The sequence below is a fragment of the Variovorax sp. J31P179 genome (assembly GCF_030316985.1).
Taxonomy (GTDB): domain Bacteria; phylum Pseudomonadota; class Gammaproteobacteria; order Burkholderiales; family Burkholderiaceae_C; genus Variovorax; species Variovorax ginsengisoli_B.
In genome coordinates this window covers 43,228-59,782 of sequence record NZ_JASZYL010000024.1, presented here as the reverse complement: position 1 = coordinate 59,782, position 16,555 = coordinate 43,228, and the positions used below count along the sequence as shown (strand labels likewise).

The 16,555-nt window shown below is 61.7% G+C and carries 14 protein-coding genes; 12 read left to right on the top strand and 2 right to left on the bottom strand.

The genetic code is table 11. The features are described 5' to 3' along the window. Positions 1-238 precede the first annotated feature (238 nt). Positions 239-1,660: a patatin-like phospholipase family protein gene (locus tag QTI17_RS33315; RefSeq protein ID WP_286538339.1), complete on the bottom strand. Its 1,422-nt coding sequence runs from the start codon at positions 1,658-1,660 to the stop codon at positions 239-241. Between the two features lie 204 nt (positions 1,661-1,864). On the opposite strand from QTI17_RS33315, the gene QTI17_RS33310 reads away from it, so the two are divergent. Continuing rightward, the gene (locus QTI17_RS33310; protein ID WP_286538338.1) at positions 1,865-2,440 is read left to right on the top strand and encodes a hypothetical protein; all 576 of its coding nucleotides are present in this window, start codon (positions 1,865-1,867) and stop codon (positions 2,438-2,440) included. A 232-nt stretch (positions 2,441-2,672) separates the two neighbouring features. Here the strand turns inward: QTI17_RS33310 and QTI17_RS33305 are convergent, their stop codons facing one another. After that, a complete protein-coding gene (locus QTI17_RS33305; protein WP_286538337.1) occupies positions 2,673-3,305 on the bottom strand; it encodes a lipid-binding SYLF domain-containing protein in 633 nt (210 codons plus the stop codon). A gap of 312 nt (positions 3,306-3,617) precedes the next feature. Here QTI17_RS33305 and QTI17_RS33300 point away from each other — a divergent pair, with 312 nt between their 5' ends. The 11 genes from QTI17_RS33300 (at position 3,618) to QTI17_RS33250 (ending at position 16,529) form a co-directional block, all read left to right on the top strand. Further along, the gene (locus QTI17_RS33300; RefSeq protein WP_286538334.1) at positions 3,618-4,766 is read left to right on the top strand and encodes a PAS domain-containing sensor histidine kinase; all 1,149 of its coding nucleotides are present in this window, start codon (positions 3,618-3,620) and stop codon (positions 4,764-4,766) included. A 10-nt stretch (positions 4,767-4,776) separates the two neighbouring features. Beyond that, positions 4,777-5,406 carry a response regulator gene (locus QTI17_RS33295; RefSeq protein WP_286538331.1) on the top strand — a complete coding sequence of 210 codons (630 nt, stop codon included), beginning with the start codon at positions 4,777-4,779 and terminating at the stop codon, positions 5,404-5,406. A 286-nt stretch (positions 5,407-5,692) separates the two neighbouring features. Continuing rightward, entirely contained in the window at positions 5,693-6,094 is a 402-nt protein-coding gene (locus QTI17_RS33290) for a response regulator (RefSeq protein ID WP_286538329.1), read from the top strand. Between the two features lie 50 nt (positions 6,095-6,144). Continuing rightward, positions 6,145-7,668: a DUF1254 domain-containing protein gene (locus QTI17_RS33285; protein WP_286538327.1), complete on the top strand. Its 1,524-nt coding sequence runs from the start codon at positions 6,145-6,147 to the stop codon at positions 7,666-7,668. Positions 7,669-7,697: 29 nt separating this feature from the next. After that, on the top strand, positions 7,698-9,305 hold the full coding sequence (locus tag QTI17_RS33280; protein WP_286538326.1) for a DUF1254 domain-containing protein: 1,608 nt from the start codon (positions 7,698-7,700) through the stop codon (positions 9,303-9,305). A 37-nt stretch (positions 9,306-9,342) separates the two neighbouring features. Next, positions 9,343-10,971 carry a DUF1254 domain-containing protein gene (locus QTI17_RS33275; protein WP_286538325.1) on the top strand — a complete coding sequence of 543 codons (1,629 nt, stop codon included), beginning with the start codon at positions 9,343-9,345 and terminating at the stop codon, positions 10,969-10,971. Between the two features lie 55 nt (positions 10,972-11,026). Then, entirely contained in the window at positions 11,027-11,575 is a 549-nt protein-coding gene (locus QTI17_RS33270) for a hypothetical protein (RefSeq protein ID WP_286538324.1), read from the top strand. After that, the gene (locus tag QTI17_RS33265; RefSeq protein ID WP_286538323.1) at positions 11,572-11,694 is read left to right on the top strand and encodes a hypothetical protein; all 123 of its coding nucleotides are present in this window, start codon (positions 11,572-11,574) and stop codon (positions 11,692-11,694) included. Before QTI17_RS33270 ends, QTI17_RS33265 begins: the two co-directional genes overlap by 4 nt. 101 nt (positions 11,695-11,795) lie before the next feature. After that, a complete protein-coding gene (locus QTI17_RS33260) occupies positions 11,796-12,764 on the top strand; it encodes a SphA family protein (RefSeq protein ID WP_286538322.1) in 969 nt (322 codons plus the stop codon). A gap of 149 nt (positions 12,765-12,913) precedes the next feature. Next, the gene (locus QTI17_RS33255) at positions 12,914-15,286 is read left to right on the top strand and encodes an arylsulfatase (RefSeq protein WP_286538320.1); all 2,373 of its coding nucleotides are present in this window, start codon (positions 12,914-12,916) and stop codon (positions 15,284-15,286) included. A gap of 10 nt (positions 15,287-15,296) precedes the next feature. After that, positions 15,297-16,529, top strand: a complete 1,233-nt coding sequence (locus tag QTI17_RS33250; protein ID WP_286538319.1) for a formylglycine-generating enzyme family protein — start codon at positions 15,297-15,299, stop codon at positions 16,527-16,529. The last annotated feature ends 26 nt before the right edge of the window (positions 16,530-16,555 follow it).

Sequence of the window (16,555 nt, the reverse complement as noted above, 5' to 3'; positions counted from 1 at the left end):
ATCCTTGCCGGGTAGGACTGTCTGGGTCGTCATTTCCGTCTCCTTGTCTAGAGGTTGGAAATCCCGTTGTAGCTAAACGGGGATGACTCGGGTAGTCCTACATAGCATCTGTAGGCGAGTTTGGCGAACAGGCAGGATCGGCCATCACCTGCCCTTCGCGACAGTCCGCTTTCGGGCAGCAGCTTTTGACGACAGGGCCCTTCCGAGCGGTTGTGACGAGGGCAGATGGCCGGTCCAGCTACTTCAATGGGGAGCCGCCGAGGTCCAGCACCAGCGATTGGTACTCGGGCGACTGCCGCAGCAGGCGGCCCGCGATCTCGCGCAATCGGTCCACCTCCTTGGCCGAAAGGACGAAGCTCGTCGGGAGGTTCATGAAGGAGGCACGCTCCTCAGGATCGTGAATCTCGTTGAAACTGACGTCCAGCACATGAGAGCTGACCTTGGGTACGCTCGCCTCAGCCTGTGCCTCGCTCGCGCCCGCCAGGCGTGCCCGGGCGACGATCAACTCACGCTGCATTTTCGCAATCTCCGCGAAATCTTTCATCAGTTCGACAGTCTCAAACGAGTAGCGATCAATCGGAACTCCCGATGCTTGCAGCAGCTGTGCAGCGGTGCCGGGTGGCGACTCGACGCGATCCCAGGTTGTGCGAGGCGCAGAGCGTGCGTTGACTACGATCAGGACCACCCTCCGGAGATTGCTGGTGCCGGTTTGACCGCGGAATGCAGCGCTGACCTGGAGTTCTTCCAGCGCTTCCAGAACTGCGCGCACCCCAATGTTGTCCGCTACGCCCCCGTCGACCAAGTGGATGTACGGGCGCTCCTGGCTGTTCTGGAACGCATTCATCTCGCGGTACCGCTCCAGCGAGCGTGCCGGTGCCCGGGCGCTAGGGTCGAAGTTGGCCGCGTCCCTCACCCACGCCGGATACTGGTAGCCACAGGTGCCGCCATAGTTGTTTAGCGTCACGGGCGACAGCACCACCGGTACCGCCGAAGAGGTGGCGGCGGCGCGCGACAAGCGAACTCTGCTCAGATCCGAGCACAGCAGGTCAAAGTCGTTTTGAGAGTACGCAAGGCGAGAGCCTGTCGAGATGTCGGTCCCGGTCGCAATGGCGACCGGACCGTCCTTGCCGAGAAGGTCGCCGAAGGTTGCGCCCTCGAAGAGGATCTCGTCGTAATATTCGGCAGCAAGTTCGGAGCGGCCTGCGCTGCCGCCGATGAACTTGGACCAGTTGAACGGATTCGCGGCGCGCCTGAGCAATGCGCCCTCGACGTCACGCTTGAGGAAGCGATGCTCGTATTCGCCGAACAAGCGTTCGCCATACATCGCATAAGCGAGCGCGGTGAAGCTTCCCCCGGACACACCAGTGATGATGTCTACCTCGTCGAGGAGTCGTCGGCGCTGGCCATCCACAGTGATCTCGGTGCGGCGCAACTCCTCCAGCACACCATACGAGAACGCGGCGGCGCGCGTGCCACCGCCGGAGAACGAGAGCACGAACAACGTTTGCTGGTCATTGACCTGTCGCTTGGGCACGAGCAAGTAGGGCCGGTAGCCCGACTTCGGGTCCACCTGAGCAATACGGGCGTTGATGGGCCGGCTTGCGCAGCCTGCAAGCGCGAGTGCTATGAACACGCAGACGATAAGGCGGTATGCGCACATCTCCACTCAGCCTCCATCAAGGCAGCCATTATGCGAGGCTTCGGCGCAGCTTGATCGAGGCGCCGTAGCCGTGTCCCCCGCCTGCTCGGATCGGCGTGGGCCACTTTGGCACCCACATGGTTGCGCTCTATGCTGGTGTCGGAGGACAATCCACGCGCGTCGTGGTCGTGAGGTCAGTGCTTCCCAACAAGATCTGCTTTGACGATGAAGAACCTATTCATACTCAGGGGTGCGTTCAACGGCCTGTTTTCGCTCTACTTGGCATGTGTCTTCATCTTGGGCATGAAGTTGCCGATGCCGAGCGATGGCTTCTACGCTTTGCTGGATGGTCTGCTTGGATTGGCGCTCGCCGCAACAATGCTTCGAGACATACGTGGCGAATGGTTGTTTCCGCTCGTATTGATCGATGCGCTGGCTCGCGTCGCGTTTGGGGTTTTGACCTTCAACAATCCGGCCCTGGGTACAAGCCTTGGATGGGTGCTTTTCCTTGCCCTCGGGATCTCGACCCTGATGGCACTCGGCGTCGTCGGCGTGCTCTATGTTTTCTTGGGCAAACGAATCTGGCGCAAAACAGGGGGTGGCGCTCGGCCCCTCGCCCGCCCGGCACTCATCGCAAGCATCGTTACTCTGCTGGTTGGCGTGAGTTTGAATCTTGACCCCACTTCAGATGTTGCTCAGCCTCTGATTTTTTGCGCCTACACGCTCGTTTTCGGTTTGACGCTGCTGCTTGCTGGACTGAGCCTCTCCAAGGAGACCGATCGGCTTGTCACTCGGACTTGATGAAGCAAGCCGAGCTTCGCTTCGGCTTCGGCTTCGGCTTCGGCTTCGGCTTCGGCTTCGGCTTCGGCGCACATCGTGCTTTTTCGACTCGCAGAGTGCGAGCCATGCGGTCGAGACGCTGTATGCCCCGACTGCGTTTGGTGGGAACACCGAGGTCTGCATGCTGCTGCACGACACGCAATGCGGACACCAAACGGGAGGGAACTGGGGCAACGACCCGGGCCACCGCCCCCTATGGCTGATTCAACTGCGCATACGGCACGAAAGCCGCGCCGCCCCAGTTCGCTTGAAGCAAGAGACCTTGGTCAGTGAACTGATAGGTCGAGATGTAGGGATTGAAGGAGGCGGACAGGTCCGCCGATGTACCACCGGCTCGGAGCCTCATGGTGGCATCAGCTGACGCACTGACGTCCGCGCCGAGCTTGCGAAACTGATCGAACAACTCTTTGTTCTTGAAGATCATCACCTGGCGAAAGTCCTTGTACCCCAGGCCAGGACCGGTGCCTGCGCGACCCGACAGCATGAAGGTGTTCGACTTCGTTGCGTTGTCGACCAAGACGCCCTTGCCATGGGCGCCAACGAAGAGGACCACATTGATCTGCGAAGAATCGAAGACGGCATAGCCCACCGCCTTGTTGAGTTCGTCGCGCGCTTCGGGCTTCTGGGCAAAAAGCTCGGCCAGCGTGCTGTCGCGCATGGCAAGAATCTCCGCCCTGGCCTTCGGAATCTCTGCCGGTGCCAACGTCGGCTGGGTGATCCGAGAGGATGCGCCGCTGTCCGCCATGTTGCCACCTTGCTTTGGCCCGGCGGCGCACGCCGAGAGCACAACAATCAAAGGGATCATGATGGGGGCAACACGTCTCATATTCGACCTTTATTGCCCGTCTCCGGGCTGGCAAGATACACGCGCAAGGGGTTGATAGTATCCAGATCACCGAGACATAGCGAGCGGCCGCCGAGACGGGTTTTCCCGGCTGCAACGTTCGAACCGAAGGCGGAGCCGATGCACCGCTGAGGGGAGCTACCGGCTACAGTGCACGAAACGCGCTGAACGAGCTAGCGCTCACCCTTCCGAGCCAGGAGGACCTATGAAGAAGATTGGATCCGGCCATGCGCAGAGGTCGCTGTCTGTCTCTAGCATGACCGCGTGGCGTGCAGGCATAGGCGGCGATCGACCATGACCAACTTCGTTGGACCACTTCCAATCGTGGTCGCCGTCCAAGCTGCTGTCATGTTCGCCCTCTGGATCCGTGGGCAGCGACGGTCACGGGCGGAACGGGTAGTTCGTGAAAGCGAAGAGCGATTTCACCGCATGATCGACCGTGCGCCCGTCATGATCTGGACCGCCCGTCCCGACACGACGCTTGACTACCTGAACTACCAATGCGTCGAATTCACGGGACTGCCGATCGAAAAGTTGCTGGACGAAGGCTGGCTGGACGCTGTCCATCCGGAAGACAGGGACGACTGTATTGCCATCTACGGTCCGGCGATCGAGGCGCGCCGGCCATTCCTCTTCGAGTATCGTGTGCGTCGCGCTGATGGAGCCTATCGATGGCTGCTGGCGACGGGGGTTCCGAGATACGGACCGGATGGAATTTTCGTGGGCTTCGTTGGCTGCGACGTGGACATTACCGAGCGCAGGGAGGCCGAGGACCTGACTGAAAAGAGCCGGGTTGCGGTTGAGGCGAGTAATCGCGAAATCCAGCACCTCGCCGGCCAACTTCTCACGGCGCACGAAGATGAGCGAAAACGCCTCGCGCGGGAACTGCATGACGACCTCACGCAGCGCCTTGCGCGGCTCGCGATCGATGCGGGTCGCATGGAGGGCGCCGCCGACGCACCGGAAGGCTTGCGCCCGCTGCGCGAGGAGTTGGTGCGCCTGAGTGAAGACGTGCACGCCCTGTCATACCGCCTGCACCCCTCGGTGCTCGATGACTTGGGCTTGGTGGAGGCGCTCAGGGCGGAGTGCGACCGCGTGGCCCAAAGCGGCCAATTGCGTGTCAACGTCCAGGCAGAGGCGGTGCCGGCAGCATTCCCTGTACAGGCTTCGCTGTGCTTGTATCGCGTGGTCCAAGAGGCATTGAGCAACGCGGTGCGGCATGGAAGAGGGAGCGCCGTAAACGTCCTGCTGTCGCCGCGCGCGGGAGGTCTTCAGGTCGAGGTGAGAGACAACGGCAGCGGATTCGACCCGGAGCGTTCGCGCGACCATGCCAGCCTCGGGCTCGCCAGCATGCGCGAGCGGGTCCGACTTCTACAGGGCGAATTCAACATCGATAGTGCGCCCGGACGCGGCACCACCATAGTGGCATGGGTGCCCTCATGAGGGTTGTCAGATGACGAAGCCGCGCGTGCTGCTTGCCGACGACCATCGCATGGTCGCCGAGGGGCTCAAGAGCTTGCTGGCCGAAGAGTTCGAGCTCGCCGGCATCGTCGAGGACGGCCTCGCTCTGGTGAAGGCGGCGCGCGAATTGAACCCCGACGCTATCGTGGCGGACATCTCCATGCCAAATCTCACTGGTATCGACGCATTGGTACAGCTCAAGCGAGACAACCCGCAGGTTCGGGTCGTGTTCCTGACGATGCACCGCAATCCTGCATATGCCCGCCGTGCTCTGCAAATCGGTGCGTTGGGGTTCGTGCTCAAGCATTCGGCGCCGGCGGAACTCGTACTCGCAGTGCGCGCCGCGCTGGAGGGCCGCACCTTCATCGCCCCCGACCTCGCCGCGGAGGTGTTCCGCACGCCCGCCAAGAAGGAAGCCGGCCCAGCGGAGGCGCTGACGTCTCGGCAGCGCGAGATCCTGCAGTTGCTCGCGCAGGGCCATTCGGCCAAACAGATCGGTGCGGCGCTGAACCTCTCGGCGCGCACAGTCGAAGATCACAAGTACCGTTTGATGGAAACACTGGGCATTGAAAACAATGCCGAGCTGATCCACTTCGCGATCAAGCACGGCTTGGCCCCGTAGTTATTCGGGACGCGGAACCCGTATTTTCCGGTCGCAGAACCCGTAATTTTTCGGGGTGTGCTTCGATGCGCTTCGAGCTATCTTGGTCGCACGGGGGAAATAGTCGACCCGCCACCATAGGAGCAGCGCGATGAGCATGACCACTGCATTCATGGCCAGCCCAACCGATTCAGGCTCAACCGCGGGCCTCGCTGAGCCTTCCCGGGCAAAAGGCTCGATGTTGCTCGCCAACGGTACGCCGTAAGACGCGCAGCCCGCCCCCCAAGCCACACCGGGTCCAGCGACCATGAATCCCAAGCACAGCTGTGTGCTGATAGCGGATCAGCATCACGGCCTGCGTGACGGCGTCCGCGGGCTGCTCGAAACGCAATTCGATTCGGTTTTCATGGTGGCCACTGAAGCAGCGCTGCTCGAAGGTGCCGAGCGCTTGAGTCCAGCCATCGTGCTGATCGATATGTCTCTCTCGGGTGGTGACTTGGGCGCCCTCCTTAGGCACATCAGCGCGCTCGCGCCCGACGCGAAGTTGTTGTTGCTGTCCGTGCACGACGAGCGGACGGTCGCCGAGGCTGCCCTCGCCGCCGGAGCCGACGGGGTCGTGCTCAAACGTTGTCTGGCCACGGACCTGATGTCCGCGGTCGATGCCGTCCTGGCAGGGCAACTGTACCTTTCATCAGGCTTTATGCAGTGAAGAGCAAAGAGCCTGACCGTCGTATCGCCGCGCTTAGAAGGACCTCTTCCATGAACCGCATCGATATTTCTTGTGAGCCCATCGCACGCGCCACCGCCGCTGCCTTGCTCGCGCTTGTCGCCATCTCACTGACGGCCTGCACGCACCTGCAGACTCAGACAAGCGACACCCGACTCGGCAAGCTGAGCTTCGAAAATGGATTCCCATCCGAAGAGACGACCCGCAAGGTCTTCGACGAGCTGGACTATCAACGCGCCGTGCAAGCCTACCTCTGGGCCTATCCGGCGGTTTCATTCGAATCGATTCGCATCGGAACCAAACGGGACCTCGGCGTCGATCTCAACGATTCGGTCATCGCCGACAACTACGCCGACCCCAAGAGTCGCTGGCTTACGGCGAACGACACCACCATCTACGGGTATACCAATGTCGACCTTGGCAAGGCTGGACCGGTCGTCGTGGAGATCCCACCGGGGGCCATCGTGGGCATTCTTGACGACTTCTGGCAGAGATCCATCTCGGACCTCGGCCTGCCCGGCCCCGATCGCGGGAAGGGTGGGAGGTACCTCCTCCTCCCACCGGGGTACAAGGGCGCCACACCCAGCGCCGGGTACTACGTTCTCCAGGGCACGATGAACAACTACAACGTCATGGTGCGAGGCATCGTTCAAAACGGGGAGAAGGATGCCGCCGTCCAGCTTGTCAAGCGGGTCAAGGTCTACCCGCTGAGCGAGAGCAGCAATCCCAGGCCGAACAAGTTCACGTCCATGTCCGGAAAGGTCATGGACACGACTCCGCCCACCGGGATGGAGTTCTGGGAGCGTCTTTCGACGTTCATCAACAACAATCCCGTTCAAACCCGCGACTTGTTCTACATGGCGATGCTCAAGCCGCTGGGCATTGAGAAGGGCAAGGAGTTCAAGCCCGATGCCAGGCAGCGCGCGATCCTCGAAGAAGCGGCTCGGACGGGCGATGTCATGGGCCGTGTGATGCTGTTCGAAGGACCCGATCGATTCCGCCAGGTCGGGGAAGGCCTCGGAAACGAGCCATTTCCCGGGACGAAATGGCACTGGGTGTTCCAGGTGAACCCCGCACAGCAAACCGACACGTACGGCCAGATCGATGAACGGCTGCACTACACCTACGGCGCGATCTATACCACCCCCGCGCTGGGCGTCATGAAAGCTGGCCCGGGTGGGAACTACATGCAGGCGTTCAAGGACAAGGACGGCAACCGCTTCGTCGGCGGGAAGTTGTATCGCCTGCGCGTACCTGCGAACGCACCGGCCGAGCAGTTCTGGTCGCTGACGCTCTATGACACCGCGACCCGCTCGATGGTTCAGAACCCGGCCAATGACGCGGCCCGCTCGTCGCTGGACAAGCTCAAGACCAACATCGACGGCTCGATCGACCTGTATTTCGGACCCGCCGGAAGCGCCCCTGCGGGCCAGGAAGTCAACTGGATCGAGACCCTGCCCGGCAAAGGCTTCTACCCAATGATGCGGTTCTACACCCCCAAGGCAGGCTTGTTCGACGGAACATGGAAGCTGCCGGACATCGAGCCCATCAAGTAATGACAACAACCCACACGGAGGAGTTCTTCATGAAAACCAGACAACCTATCGCCGCTACGTTCGCGCTGTTGCTCAGCGTAGCCACCATGATTTCCAACGCACAGACTATTCCGCCCTCCATAACGACCCCGGATAGGGTCGAAACCAGCATCGGAACTCTTGAGTTCAGGGACGGTGCGCCGACCGCCGCAACTGCACAAAAGGTCAAGGACAGCCTGGACTTCGTGCGCGGTGTTGACGCGTTCACGAACAGTCTTTCGGGCGCGTCTGCATTTGCGATCCGAAAGGGCTTCCAGAGCATTGGGGCGGAGGACAACACGATCGTCATCTTCTCTGAGCTGATGGACTCGAACTCGCTCTTTCTCACCCCCAATGCCGACACCATCTATACGATCGCATCCCTCGATCTGACGAAGGGCCCGTTGGTGGTCGAGGTCCCGCCGGCGCAGCTCGGCACCATCAACGACATGTGGTTCGGCTGGGTGATCGACATCGGCTTTCCCGGCCCTGATCGGGGCGAAGGGGGAAAATACCTGCTGGTGCCGCCTGGCTACGACGGACCGCTTCCCGACAGCGGCTTCCACGTGGGCCACTCGAAAACCCTGCATGCGCTCTACGCTGTTCGCGCTTTCATGGAGAACAGCGATCCCAAGCCGGCAGTGGCTTCCATCAAGAAGTCGCTGAAGATCTATCCGTACCGGCCGGGAGGCTACGGCACCGGCCTGTCCACCATTCTGGAAGGGAAGGTCAGGCCGGCGCCTGCCGTTGCCATACCGCCGACGAAATTCGTTGAGGCGAGCGGCAAGGCCTTCAACACGATTCTGCCGAACGACTTTTCCTTCTTCGAGATGGTCAATGAGCTCGTGCAGATGGAGCCTGCAACCTCTTTCAACGTTGAGCTCTCGGGCCAGCTTGCCGCCATCGGCATCGTGAAGGGCAAGCCATTCAATCCGGACGCCCGGATGAAGAAGATCCTCACGGATGCAGCCGCCGTCGGCAACGCGGCCGGGCGAGTGCTGAACTGGGGCGCCGCCGATTACCCCGGTTGGGCCTACTACCCGAAGTCCTCGTGGGCCAGCATGTTGTGGCAGGGTGGCTACGACTTTCAGACGCCGCCACCAATGGTCACCAAGGAAGGCATCAAACCCTTCCCGCCAACTGGCGCGCGCACCCTCGACTCTCGTGCGGCGTTCTACTACGGCTACACGATGGACTCGCCGGGAATGATCATGCGGCTGACCAACGTCGGGTCGCAGTACCTTATGGCCTTCGCCGATGCCGACAGGAACCCCTTCGACGGTGGCAAGACCTACAAGGTGACGCTGCCGAAGGACATTCCGGCAGCCAGATTCTGGTCGATCACCCTGTATGACAACCAGACGCGCTCGATGCTTCAGACACCGCAGCGCTCGCCCCGTGCTGGCAGCCAGAGCTTCCCGTCACCGGCTGCGGTCGCGAACTCGGATGGGACCACCACGATCTACTTCGGCCCGAGCAAGCCGGCCGCGGCGAAGGAGGGCACATGGATCCAGACAACGCCTGGCAAGGGTCATTTCGCGATCCTGCGCCTCTACAGCCCGCTCGAATCGTTCTTCGACAAGACCTGGAGGCCGAGCGAGATCGAGGTGGTGAAGTAGCAAGCATTTGGCCGAACAACAGGTTGAGGAGCTCCTCATGAATCCCAGACACCCCAGCCATCTCGTCACCGCTGCGACGGTGCTCGCACTCGTTGTCCCCACGATGAACGTCGGCGCACAAGGAGCGGACATGCCCAAGTCCATCATCACGCCAGACCGGGTGGAGTCGAGCCGACTCGGAACGCTCAGTTTCAAGGACGGCATCTCGGACAACGCCACCGCGCAGAAGCTCTTTGACGAAGTGGACTACGTTCATGCGGTCGAGGCAGTCATCGGCGGCTATGCGGCAGTTAACCAACTCGCGCTTCTCAAGGGATTCCGGGCCGCCGGGGTCAACGACAACGAGGTCCTGGTGACCCCGGGCCTCATGGATGCCAAGTCCCTCTTTCTGACGGCCAACGCCGACACGTACTACTTCTGGGGGTATCTCGATTTGACCAAGGGGCCACTCGTGGTCGAGACCCCGCCGGACAGTCTGGGCATCTTCGACGATATGTTCTGGAACTGGATCGGCGATTTCGGATTCCCCGGGCCCGACCGCGGTCAGGGTGGTAGATACGTGATCCTGCCACCCGGCTACACCGGGGAAGTGCCCGAGGGTGGCTACTACGTGCGCAGATCCAACACCACGCATGTCACGTTGCTGGGCCGGGCGTTTCTTCAGAACAACGATCCGAAACCCGTCGATGCAATCGTCAAAAAGACGCTCAAGATCTATCCCTATGTACCTGGCGGCGAAGGATCGAGCGTCGCCAGCTATTTGGCCGGAAAGGGAACCATTGGGCCGCTGAGCACGCCGGCCAGCCCGCGGTTCGTGGATGGCACTGGCAAGGTGATGAACACCATTCCGCCCTCGGATTTCAGCTTCTTCGAGATGTTGAACGAGGCCGTGCAGATGCAGCCTGTCGGCGTGATGGACCCGGAGATCGCGGGCCGTTTGGCCGCGATCGGTATCGTGAAAGGCAAACCCTTCAATCCCGATGCCCGAATGAAGAAAATCCTCGGCGAGGCCCTCGCTGTGGCGAATGCCGCCAGTCGCGCCATGTCGGTCGGCGGCCGTCCGTCGGAGGGGTTCGGCTACTACGGCGCCGACTCACAATGGATCAATGGATTGTGGGTCGGCGGTCATGAATTCATGACCCCGCCGGCGGAAGTCACAAAGGAGGGACTCAAGCCCTATCCCAGTGATGGCGCACGCAAACTGAATGCCCGGATGTGGTTCTTCTACTCGATTACTGGCATCACGCCGGCCATGGCCATGCGCCTGCCAAACGTCGGCTCTCAGTATCTCGAGAACTTCCGGGACAGCCAAGGCAATTGGTTCGAGGGGAACAAGATCTACAAGGTCACGCTTCCGCCCAATATCCCGGCCGCCCGATTCTGGTCGTTCACCGTTTACGACAACCAGTCGCGCTCGATGCTGGATACGCCGCAACGCTATCCACGCGCAGGCAGCCAGACCTATCCGTCGCCCGCCGCCAAGGCGAACGCCGATGGATCGACGACGGTTTTCTTTGCGCCGACCCAGCCTGCCGGCGTCGAGCGGGGCAACTGGATTCAGACCGATCCGAAGAAAGGCTGGTGGACCATTCTGCGCCTGTACAGCCCGCTCCCTTCGTTCTTCGACAAAAGCTGGAGACCGGGCGAGATCGAGTTGGTGAAGTGAGGGACGCCGCCCTAAACGAGGCTGCAGCTAACCCAACACGTCAGAAGGAGTCATCATGAGCAACGCATCAATGACAATGGGCGGCACTGAAGTGACCGTCACCATCTCAGACCTGGGCTGGAAATTTATCCACTGGGGTCTTGGTCTGTTCATCACCGGATTCGTCGTCGGCTTCATTCCGATCCTGCACTACTTCCCCGGCGCTCAGGCGGGAGATGTCGGCCCAGTGTTCCTGAAGAACGTCACGCTGTGGTGGGGTTGCCCCGCGATCCTGGCCGAGATGACGCTCAAAACGGGGAGCCTCGGCATGGTTGCAATCGGCTTGTGCTATCTGGCTGCAGTACGGCAGGGCACGTCACCGAATCCTTCTAGGCAGGAGCGTTTTGCGCTCACGCTATGCGCCGGGGGCCTCGTCGCCGAGTTCGTGACGGCCGGTGTCGGCTATGCCGTTTGCAACATGGTCTGGCCGAACTTCTATTTCGAACCGGTGCAAGCCGGAAAGAATACGTGGCTCGCTCTCCAGGGACTCAGCATCCTCGTCTTCTTCGTCGGCGCATGCTATGCGGTTGCCGGTGTCCGCAGAGCAGCCCCTCAACGGCGATGAAACGCTTTCTCGTGAAGTGGTTCTGGCAGGACGGGCACTGGCAGGCTGTTGCGTGGCTTTGCGGCATCGGTGCCGGGGTCTTCTGGGTCTATTCAGGCGCGCCGATGATTTGCCATTGAGCGAGTGCCCTTCGACGTGGAAGCGAGTGAGACCGAGATCGTGAAGCGCGCAGCGGGTCTTTGGTGCTGGGAATTGAACTCAAACTAAACAGGTCCAGAAAATGAAACTAGCCAGTCTCATAACGGCGTCGTGCGCTGCAGTGCTGTTGGCCTCGGCGTCGCCGATGTGCGCGGCCGACGAAGGCGGCATGAGCTTCTGGCTGCCCGGCCAGTTTGGCAGCTTCAACGCGGTTCCCGGGGATCCCGGCTGGTCGCTACCGCTCATCTATTACCACACGACCGCCGATGCGGACCCCAGCAGGCTGTTCCTGCGCGGCGGCCGGGTGACCGCTGGACTGGATGTGAAGGCGGACCTCTTGTTTGCCGTCCCGACTTACGTCTTCACCGATCCGGTACTGGGCGGACAGGCGAGCGTCAGCGTCGCGGGGGTATTCGGGCGCACCAAAGTCGGCGTGGACTCGACGCTGACGGGTCCAGGTGGTCGCACGGTGACAGGAAGTCAAAGCGATTCCCTGACTGCCGGCGGCGATCTGTACCCGGCCGGCTACCTGAAATGGAATCGCGGCGTCCACAACTTCATGGTCTACACGATGGCCGGCGTGCCCGTCGGCGCATATCAAGCGGGCCGCCTGGCCAACCTGGGTACCAACCACTGGGCCCTGGATGCAGGCGGCGGCTACACCTACCTCGATCCCAAGGCCGGCCATGAGTTTTCCGCAACGCTCGGCTTCACCTACAACTTCGAGAACCCTGACACGGACTACAAGAACGGGATCGACGGCCACCTCGATTGGGCGGCCTCGCAGTTTCTATCCGAGCAGCTGCACGTTGGCCTGGTGGGCTATTTCTATCAGCAAGTGACCGGCGACAGCGGCGCAGCCGCGGTCCTCGGGGACTTCAAGTCTCGGGTCTACGCTGTCGGGCCTCAGATCGGTTACTTCTTTCCGGTCGGCGGAAGGAAGTGGTACGTCAACCTCAAGGGCTACTACGAGTTCGAGGCCCGGAACCGACCTAAAGGCTGGAACACGTGGGTCACACTGGCGATTCCGTTCGGGGGGAAAAGGCAATGAATGCTGCTGAGCCTCACTTCCCGAAAGAGAAGGTGCGCGTGACGCGCGCGAGGTCTACAGTTGCGTGCATGCTGACCTTGGGGATCAAGGATCCGAAGGTGAGCTTGAAGAGCTGGGTCAAACATTCATAGATGAATAAGGATGCAGATATGACACACCTTCAAAATTGGCACGGCCTCCTGGCCGCCACATATTTCGGCCTTGCGCTGGGCATCGCCGGCACGACTGCTTCGGCCCAGGAGCGTCTTGATCGCACGGTATTGCCCCTTGCGGAACCGAAGCCACCGACGTACACCGAGATGGACGCACGTAAGGCGAAGCCACCGGCTCGCTTCGAGGTCAAGGCACCCAAAGGCGCTCCCAACGTAGTCATCGTGCTGATCGACGACATCGGCTTCGGCGGGCCCAGCACGTTCGGCGGCCCGATTCGCACACCTACGATGGACTCGCTCGCCCAGCAGGGAGTGCGCTTCAACAACTTCCACACCACGGCGCTGTGCTCGCCGACGCGCAACGCGCTCAAAACTGGTCGCAACCATCACACCACCAATACCGGTTCGATCATGGAGAGCTCGACGGCGTTTCCCGGGAACACCGGCCAGATCCCGAACAGCGTAGCGCCCCTCGCAGAAATGCTGCGGTTGAACGGCTATAGCACCGGCGCCTTTGGCAAGTGGCACGAAACCGCCGCTTGGGAGACCAGCGTGTCGGGCCCGTTCGACCGGTGGCCCACGCACCAGGGCTTCGACAAGTTCTATGGATTCATCGGCGGTGAGACCGACCAGTGGTATCCACTCATCTACGACGGCGTGATCAAGGTCGATCCCCCGAAGATGAAGGACTACCACTTCAGCGTGGACATGACCAACCAGGCGATCAATTGGGTGAAGGCCCAGCAGTCGATGACGCCCGACAAACCATTCTTCGTTTATTACGCGACCGGAGCGGTTCACGCGCCGCACCATGTGCCCAAGGAGTGGGCCGACAAGTACAAGGGCCAGTTTGACAAGGGTTGGGACCAGACCCGAGTCGAGACGCTCGAGCGTCAGAAGAAGATGGGCGTGGTGCCGAGCAATACAGAACTGGCCGAACGGCCCAAGGACCTCAAGGCCTGGGACTCCCTCCCGCCCGAACAGCGGCGCCTCTTCGCGCGCCAGGCCGAAGTGTTTGCGGGCTTCCTCGAGCACACCGACAACGAGGTCGGCCGACTCAAGAAGGCGCTCGAGGACATCGGCGCTATGGACAACACGGTGTTCATCTACATCATGGGCGACAACGGCACGAGCGCCGAAGGCGGCTTTGTCGGCATGTACAACGAGATGACGTACTTCAACGGCGTGGAAGAGAAGGTGGAAGACCTGATCCCCCTGATCGACAAATGGGGTAGCCCCGAAACCTTCCCGCACATGGCCGCCGGCTGGGCGGTGGCCTTCGACACGCCTTTCGCGTGGACCAAGCAGGTCGCCTCCGACTTCGGCGGCACGCGCAACGGCACGGTCATCCACTGGCCGAAGGGCATCAAGGACAAGGGCGGATTGCGCAGCCAGTTCTCGCATGTCATCGATATTGCCCCCACGATTCTCGAAGCTGCCGGCCTGCCGCAACCCAAAAGCGTCAACGGGGTAGTTCAGGCGCCGATAGAAGGCACCAGCCTGGTATATGCCTTCGACAATCCGAAGGCGCCGGAACGGCACAAGACGCAGTACTTCGAGATGTTTGGCAATCGCGCGATCTACCACGATGGCTGGCTCGCGCGGACCATCCACCGCGCACCGTGGCAGACCACCAACCTGCAGCCACTGACGACGGATGTCTGGGACCTTTATGACGTGAAGAACGATTTCAGCCTCACCCAAAACCTGGCTAAGACGCAGCCCGCCAAGCTGAAGGAGATGCAGGCCCTCTTTATGAAGGAAGCCCAGAAGTACCACGTTCTGCCCATCGACGACCGAACCATCGAGCGCATGAATCCGACCCTCGCGGGCCGGCCTGACGTTTTGGGCAACCGCACGTCACTCACCCTCTACGAGGGCATGCAGGGCATGATGGAAAACACCTTCATGAACATCAAAAACCGCTCGAGCAAGATCACCGCCGACCTCGAGATCCCGTCCGGAGGCGCCAACGGCGCGATCCTGTCTCAGGGCGGGCGCTTCGGCGGCTGGTCGCTTTACATGAAGGATGGGAAGCCCGCCTACGTCTACAACTTCCTCGGGCTGCAACGCTACGTTGTCGTCGCGCCGGCAGCGCTGCCGGCTGGCCCAGCAACGGTTACGCTCGACTTTGCTTATGACGGAGGAGGTCTCGGCAAGGGGGGCAAGGCTGTTCTCTACGTGAATGGCACAGCTGTTGCTGACGGACGTGTCGAGAGGACGCAGCCCAATATCTTCTCGGCGGATGAGACGGCCGATGTCGGCATCGACAACCAGACCCCGGTTGCCGAGGGCATCGGTATCGGCCCGGATACCCGGTTCACCGGAACGATCAAGAAGGTGACTCTGGAAGTGAGCCCGGCAAAGTAGGAGCAGGCTTATGAGCAAGAAAGGCCGGGAACGAGAAGCGCGCATGCCCGCGCAAGCTCCCACCGCGCAAGGCAGGCCAGCGAAATCTACGCCTGCACCGACGAGAGTCGCACGTCGCAGCCTTTTGATCGCGGGGGCGGCCGCGGCAGCGGTCGCCGCTGGCAGCAGCGGCCTGTGGTGGTGGCAAAGTCGCCGCGGGCCGGCCAAGGCCGAGGTGCGCATCGGCGACGGCGTGGGCGGCCCGCTCGGCATGGTCTGGGTGCCCGGCGGCGAATTCCTGATGGGCAGTGACCACCAGCTCGCGCAGAACAACGAGCGCCCTGCCCACAAAGTGCGGGTCAGCGGCTTCTGGATGGACCGCACGCACGTCACCAACGCACAGTTTGCGGCCTTCGTGAAGGCGACCGGCCACGTGACGACCGCCGAGCGCAAGTTGGATTGGGCAACGGTCGGCGTACAGTTTCCACCGGGGACGCCCCAGCCGCCGGACTCCGAGCTGGTTCCGGGCGCGATGGTGTTCGTGGGCAGCGACGTCCCGGTCGCACTCGACGATGTGTCGCGCTGGTGGGCGTTCGTACCCGGCGCGAACTGGCGCCATCCGCAGGGACCGGACAGCAGTATCGAAGGCAAGGACGACCACCCCGTGGTGCAGGTGTCCTACGACGACGTGCTCGCGTATGCGAAGTGGGCGCGCAAGCGCCTGCCGACGGAGGCCGAGTGGGAGTTCGCTGCGCGCGGAGGACTTGAGCAGGCAACCTACGCCTGGGGCGACGAGGTGTCGCCCCAGGGGCAAAGGATGGCTAACATCTGGGAGGGCCGGCAGGAGCGCTTTCCCGTGGTGAAGCCGATCGTGAGCGCGAAGGCGGGCGGCGCGGCGGGCACCTCTCCGGCGGGCACCTTCCCGGCCAACGGGTATGGCCTGTACGACATGACGGGTAACGCTTGGCAGTGGGTAGCTGACTGGTATCGCTCTGACGAGTTTGTCGCGCAAGCACGCGAAGGCAAGTTGCTCAATCCTCGCGGGCCCTCGGCAAGCTATGACCCGGAGGACACGAGCGTGCCGGCGGACGCGCCGAAGCGAGTGATCCGCGGCGGCTCCTTCCTGTGCAATTCGGACTACTGCCTTAGCTATCGCCCGAGCGCACGCCGTGGTTGCGATCCGTTCAATCCGATGTCGCACCTCGGATTTCGGCTGGTCGTCGACGCCGACGCCTGGAAGTCCCCTGCTTCAAACCGGCTGTGAGAAGGTGCTCCACCTTTTCTAGACGC